Origin of the sequence: Thiorhodococcus mannitoliphagus, from assembly GCF_010915725.1 — a bacterium.
GTDB lineage: Bacteria > Pseudomonadota > Gammaproteobacteria > Chromatiales > Chromatiaceae > Thiorhodococcus > Thiorhodococcus mannitoliphagus.
Genome location: NZ_JAAIJR010000208.1, coordinates 1 through 5,936 on the forward strand (window position 1 = coordinate 1; position 5,936 = coordinate 5,936).

General features: G+C 59.3%; 6 protein-coding genes. 1 reads left to right on the forward strand and 5 read right to left on the reverse strand.

The annotated features are described in order from the left end of the window. Window positions 1-147: 147 nt before the first annotated feature. Entirely contained in the window at window positions 148-549 is a 402-nt protein-coding gene (locus G3480_RS24710; RefSeq protein ID WP_164656887.1) for a hypothetical protein, read from the forward strand. A 325-nt stretch (window positions 550-874) separates the two neighbouring features. Here the strand turns inward: G3480_RS24710 and G3480_RS24715 are convergent, their stop codons facing one another. The 5 genes from G3480_RS24715 to G3480_RS27985 all read right to left on the reverse strand — a co-directional run. Further along, on the reverse strand, window positions 875-4,267 hold the full coding sequence (locus G3480_RS24715) for a type I restriction endonuclease subunit R (RefSeq protein ID WP_164656888.1): 3,393 nt from the start codon (window positions 4,265-4,267) through the stop codon (window positions 875-877). Window positions 4,268-4,288: 21 nt separating this feature from the next. Next, the gene (locus G3480_RS24720) at window positions 4,289-4,498 is read right to left on the reverse strand and encodes an addiction module protein (RefSeq protein WP_164656889.1); all 210 of its coding nucleotides are present in this window, start codon (window positions 4,496-4,498) and stop codon (window positions 4,289-4,291) included. Window positions 4,499-4,771: 273 nt separating this feature from the next. After that, entirely contained in the window at window positions 4,772-4,984 is a 213-nt protein-coding gene (locus tag G3480_RS24725) for a hypothetical protein (protein WP_164656890.1), read from the reverse strand. Then, complete coding sequence (locus tag G3480_RS24730) at window positions 4,981-5,505, reverse strand: ATPase (protein ID WP_164656891.1); 525 nt, start codon at window positions 5,503-5,505, stop codon at window positions 4,981-4,983. The genes G3480_RS24725 and G3480_RS24730 overlap by 4 nt, the downstream gene beginning before the upstream one ends. A 232-nt stretch (window positions 5,506-5,737) precedes the next feature. Beyond that, on the reverse strand, window positions 5,738-5,936 hold a 199-nt coding region (locus G3480_RS27985), incomplete at its 5' end, for a hypothetical protein (protein ID WP_206171882.1).

Here is a 5,936-nt window from a genome sequence, read left to right on the forward strand (position 1 = left end):
CATCGTCACGTCTATTGCTTCGTCAAATCTGCAACAATCAAATAGCTTATGAGTGAATTATTCGCATTCGTCGCGCGCTCTAAGTCAAGAATTATTAAGAGCTAGTTCCTATACAGCGTCTCAGTCGCCAGTGCCGATCCGATCATCATGCCAGAGCGTTTCTCAATGGAGTGGCTGAATGGGAAGACGCTTTATGATGTTTGGTATGGACTGGGCGTCGACAGTAATGGCAACGACATGGACGGGGAGGTGCCCATTGTTGTAAAGATGGTCTTTAATGCTAACGGAACCGGCATCGGCACAGGGATCTTGAATTACAATAATGAAGAACCCGTAACAATAACTTATAGCGTCGATTCGAATGGAGGCCTATACTTTGACGGCGACCCATCTTTAATAGGTGTAATATGTGGCAGCACATCACAATATCTAAGGGTTGACTATTTTGAAAACGGTGAGCCTGTTGGTCGCGATGCTTTCTTCTTCAATGAGGAAGATGCGATGAACGCCGCAAAACTTCTGACCAGTAGCATCTCACCCTGCTCTTAATTCAACTTTTTTGAGTTGAAAGAGACCGAGCCTAGGTCTTGAAGTCCAGCAGGTTTCGTTGGGTTCCCGCTGTCAGCTAACCCAACGAAACCTCAACCTTATCCCTTTGGACGCCTGGTTCACCTCGCCGCCACGCCACCGGATTCCTCACGTAAGATACTATCGGCCAAATGGGCATATCACTGGGTCGTCTGTGGGTAGTGGCACAATCTATAGGATGGAGAGAAATTATTACGCTTTTAAATCAGCGGCTTAAGAAAAAGGTCATCCTATAGATAAGGGCACTAACCGAACTCCGTTCGGTGTCTGACCCCTTCCAAAAGACTCAAGCTGCTATGCCAAAGGCGCCGCTGACCGACTGCTGCCAGACGTGGCGATAGATGATCGCCGCCATCGCTTGCTTGTCGTCGTCCGTGAAGGGTGGCGACGGGAGATTCATGTAGAGCTGATCCAGAATGGAGGTTTCCACTTCCGCTTGGGTCTGCTCCTTCTCCGTCCATCGCTCCATGGGTGCGAGCAGTTCGCGCAAAGACGCCAATAGCGACCGGCTCGCCTGCTTAACCTTCTCGCGCTCCGCCTTGCCGAGCGTCTCCTTCTGCAGCAGATCGAAGAGCGCCAGCTCGTCTTCGCTCAGACCCTCTTCGGCGGCGCGTCGCTGTTCGGCATCAAGACCGTCAATCAGGTCCGTCAGCGCGCCGAAGGTTTCCTCAATGGCGACCCGGTCCTTCTCTCGGTTGTAATCGGCGATGATCTCCTGGTAGCGCTTGTAGTAGTCCATCCGCTTCGGGTTGTGCTTGAGCATCTCGGCGAGCGTCTGCTCGACGATCTCACGGATGTCTTGTAGCGCCGTCGCCTTGCGTTTGACCTTCTTGGCGAATTCGTCGCGGAGCTTCTCCAAATCGATCTGACTGAGATCGTAGGTGAGCCCATCGCTCTGATCGTCGCCGGGTGCCTCGGCGCGGATCGCCTGGTTGACGATGCGATGCAGTTCCTTCAGCAGCTCGGTCACGTCCGCCGTGTCGCGCCGTTCGGTGAGCTTCTTGTAGATGGCCTCGATATCGTCGTGCCGCTCGGCATAGGTGAAGGCCGACGGCTCCATCAGCAGCGCCCGGAAGCGGACGAAGACCTGACGGGCCAGGATCTCGAAACGCCGCTTGGACTCGTCGCTGGTGTAGACGGCGTTCACGGCATCCGCAATGCCCTTGATGCGGGCAAATCCTTGGGCGCCGATCAGGGATTTCATTTCGAATCCCAGGCCCCGGACATGGTCCTCGGTCGCCTCAATGGCCTCCAGCAGTGCCTGCACCCGCTCTTCGATCGGGGCGACGATCTCCTCCTCTCCTTCGCCTTCATCGCCGAGCGCATATTGGGCGAGCGCCTCGCGCAGGCTCTTGAGCATGCCGTTGTAGTCCACGATCAGCCCGAAGTCCTTGCCCGGATAGCAGCGGTTGGCGCGCGCGATCGCCTGCATCAGGCTGTGGGCCTTCATCGGCTTGTCGATGTAGAGGGTAGAGAGGCTCTCGACATCGAAACCCGTCAGCCACATGGCGCAGACGATGGCGACGCGGAAGGGATGCTCGGGATCCTTGAAGGCGGTTTCGACATCCAGCCGCTTGCCGTCCGCCGTCTCGAAGCCCTGCTTTAGCAGTGCTCGGTGCGGGATGATGTCGAAGCCCCATTGCTTGAAGTCGGCGACCTCGTTCTGCGCCTCGCTGATGACGATCTGGATGAGCGTTTCGTCGAGCCAGTGCGCCTGTCTGCGCAGCCGCTCTAGCGTGTCGCTCAGGTGCTCACGGATATCCGGATTCGTGGCAGCATCCAACTCGATCTGCTTCGCCTCCGCTTGCGCACGCACGGAGTCAGCCTTGGCCTTCCAACGAGGCAGAATGCGTTGGTAGACACGCGCGCAGGTGATCTTGTCGATGCAGACTAGCAGGGATTTCCCAGACTCCCAACGGGTCGCGCAGTGCTCGACGAAGTCCGCGGCGATCTTATCCAGACGCTCGTCGGCAGTGATGACCTCGTAATCCTTGCCGAGTAGCCTTTCGAGCAGCGCCTCCTGATCGGGGTCCAGCTCGGCCTCCTCGATCTTGTCGGCGATACGGTCGTTAAGATCGAGCCGGGCGATGCCGAGCTTCTCGCCGCGATTCTCGTAGACCAGCTTGACCGTGGCGCCGTCTTCCTCGGAGCGCTTGAAGTCGTAGCGCGAAACATAGTCGCCGAAGATGCGCTTGGTCAGCTGGTCGTGCTTGAACAGCGGTGTGCCCGTGAAGCCGATGAAGGCGGCATTGGGTAGGGCCAGGCGCATATTGCGCGCCAGCCAACCGGCTTGGGTTCGATGCGCCTCGTCCGAGATCACGATGATGTCGTCGCGCTCGCTGTAGGGCTCATCCGCCTTCACGGCCTGGTTGAACTTGTGGAGCAGGCTGAAGAGGTAGCGAGGGTTCTCCTTGAGCAGTTGCTTCAGCTCCTTCCCCGACCCCGCGCGCGGGGTGCGCTCGTCCGCCACACCACAACCGACGAAGGTCTTGTAGATCTGACTGTCCAGATCGTTGCGATCGGTCATGAGGACGAAGGTGAAGTTGCCCGGCACGATCCGGCGCACCTTCTCGGCGAAGAAGGCCATCGAGTAGGACTTGCCGCTGCCCTGGGTATGCCAGAAGACGCCCAGTCGGCCGAGGTCCGGGTGGGCGCGCTCGATCAGCTCGATCGGCCCTTTGGGGATGTAGGGGCTGGGCTCTTCGGCGGCCTTGAGAAATTCCTGGGGCTCAAGCGGCAGCTCGATGATTCGGCTGCGCAGCCGCGTCTCACGCGGAAACTCTCGTTTCAGTGCCTCTTGTCGAACGACCGAATCGACCGCCCGATTCACGCCCAGGATCTGATGGTTGCGCGCGACGATCTTGCGGACCGCGCCCGCCTTGCTCGCATCGAAGAGGATAAAGTTCTCGACGAGATCTAGCAGGCGATCTTTGGCGAGCATGCCGTTCAGCATGACCTCGGCATTCACGCTGCCCTTGTCGCGCTCGTCCTGGCGCTTCCACTCCGCAAAGTGCTCCCAGTCGCTGGTGATGGAGCCATAGCGCGCCCGATCGCCGTTGCTGACGATCAGGAAGGCGTTGTGATGGAAGGCGTGGGCGATGACATGCTCGTCCAGATAGTCGCGCAGGTTCCCGTCGAAGCCGGCGCGGATGTTCTTGTAGACCGCCTTCAGTTCGATGAAGACCAGCGGCAAGCCGTTGACGAAACAGACCAGATCGGCGCGGCGGTTGTAGTTGGGTGTGCGCAGCCCGGTGATCGTCAGCTCGCGCACGCAGAGGAAGCGGTTTTCCTCGGGATGGCGGAAGTCGATGACCCGGGCGAAGCCCTGACGTACCCGGCCCTGGGCATCCCGATAGCTGACCGGCACCCCGTCGCGGATGAAGCGGTGGAACGCCTGATTGTGCTGCAGCGTCGAGCGGGTGAAGTCCTGTCGGGTCAGCTGATCGACGGCCTCCTCGATGGCTTTCGGTGGAAGCTCGGGGTTGAGCCTGGCGATGGCTGCGCGCAGATCGCGGGTCAGCACCACCTCCTTGGTGTCCGTGCGTCCAAGCGTGCCGTCCGGTCCGAAGGTCTCCCGATTCCAGGCGTAGAGGCTCTCCCAGCCCAGCACCCGATGCAGATGATCGGCGAAGGTCTCTTGGACCAAGCGGTCTTCGCTGTTGATGTCGGTGATGGCCATGGCTTATCCCTCCGCCTGAAATCAAGTCCTCGCCCTGATATCTGCGATCGCTTCCCGTGCCTCACGCCCTGAGTCTCCGTCGGATTCATAGGCATTCAGCCGTTGATCCAGCTCTCGCCTCTGGGCATCGGTCAAGGGAAGCCCCGATTGTTCTTTGGCGATGCTGTCCCACTGGTCTTCGACCAGGTGTGTGCGCTCGCTAACCGGCAATTCACGCAGATTGGGGGGCATGGCTGGCTCCTCCACAGAAAGGGTTCGTTCAAAACCCCGTGTCTCGAAACGGACAGGACCTTGTCGGTCATCGTGGCATTTTCCTCAGTTTGGCTCACACTTTTGGCTCGACTTTGGATCATTCGGCGCCAGGCCGGTCTAAAGAATCCATTTCCGAAACAGTTGTTTGCGGTGAGCCGGCCCCTCGATTGGCTCACCTTGGCGGCTTCTTGCTCGTTGTTTCCGGCTTCGCTGAGCCAAAGGTGTGGTTTCTTTCCATAACCACTTAGCGGCTCATCGTGATCCGTCGGAATCGGCTTGCTCCGGATCTCGATCGGTCACGGGGTATTCGACGACCTGACCGGCCCGGCTGATGATCAAGGGTGTGCCCGTCTGGGCGGCGATCTCCCGTGCCCGTCGGGCGGCCCGGACGAGCGCGCGCGGTATGGCTTGCATGTCGTCATCCGCCAGATTGGATACCGGAGCGGGATGTTCTGGGTTGCTCATGGATTCTTCCCCTCGGCTAACAGGACTGGCGCCAAGCCGCCGTTGTCGAACCGTTGCCAGTAGTCGACGCGATGGCGGTAGACATTCTGAAAGTTGTCGAGCCCGGACGCGAAGCGCCGTCGGATGGTGTCAGGCGGGACATCATGACCGCCCTGGCGCACGCGCACGGCAACTCGGGCGATGGCCTCTTCCGGCGAGGACAACGACAGAAAGGCGAGCTTCACCACATAGCCGTCGGCCCGCCAACGGTCGATCATGGTGGCATAGGTCAGCCCGGAGAGCGTGGTCTCGAAGGCGAAGCTGCGCCCGTGCGCGACGTGGCGGCGTATCTCCTCCAACATCAGCCGCCCGGCGCGAAAGGCTGCCTCTTCCGGGCGGAACGGGGACAGTCCCGCGGCGATGAGGTCGGCATTCACGAAGACGGGGCAGTTGGCCTCGTTGGGCAGCAGCTCGCGGGCGAAGGTCGTCTTCCCGGCGCCATTGGGACCGGCGATGATGACGATCTTTTTCTGCGCCTTCATACCGCGATCTCGCCGCTCATGAGGCGGGGGAGTAGGAGGTCGCGGGCGGTGCGGAGCTTCTCAATTTGTTTTAGGAGCAATTCCCTATGGAAGCTTGTGACGCCGGAAGACGATCTGACGGGAACGTTTCCTGGATGCTGCTCGGCTTTCGTGATGTCGTAACCACGCTGGAAAAACACTAAATCTTGGAGGGATACGTCTCGCCAACGGCGGTATGCAGCCAAGGTTGCATTCACACGGCTAACCCCTCGAAATGCGCCTGAATTTGTGCCGTCAAGGAGGCGAATGAATTCGCCCCGTCGTCGATCCGGGGATTTTGGGCGAATAAATTCGCCCCTTGTATGTTCTGTTCTAAGGGATTGATAAGGAGGAGTGATAAACGGAGTTTATGAAGAGAGCCCGGGAAGCCGTTCGCCCCTGAAGCCTGGACG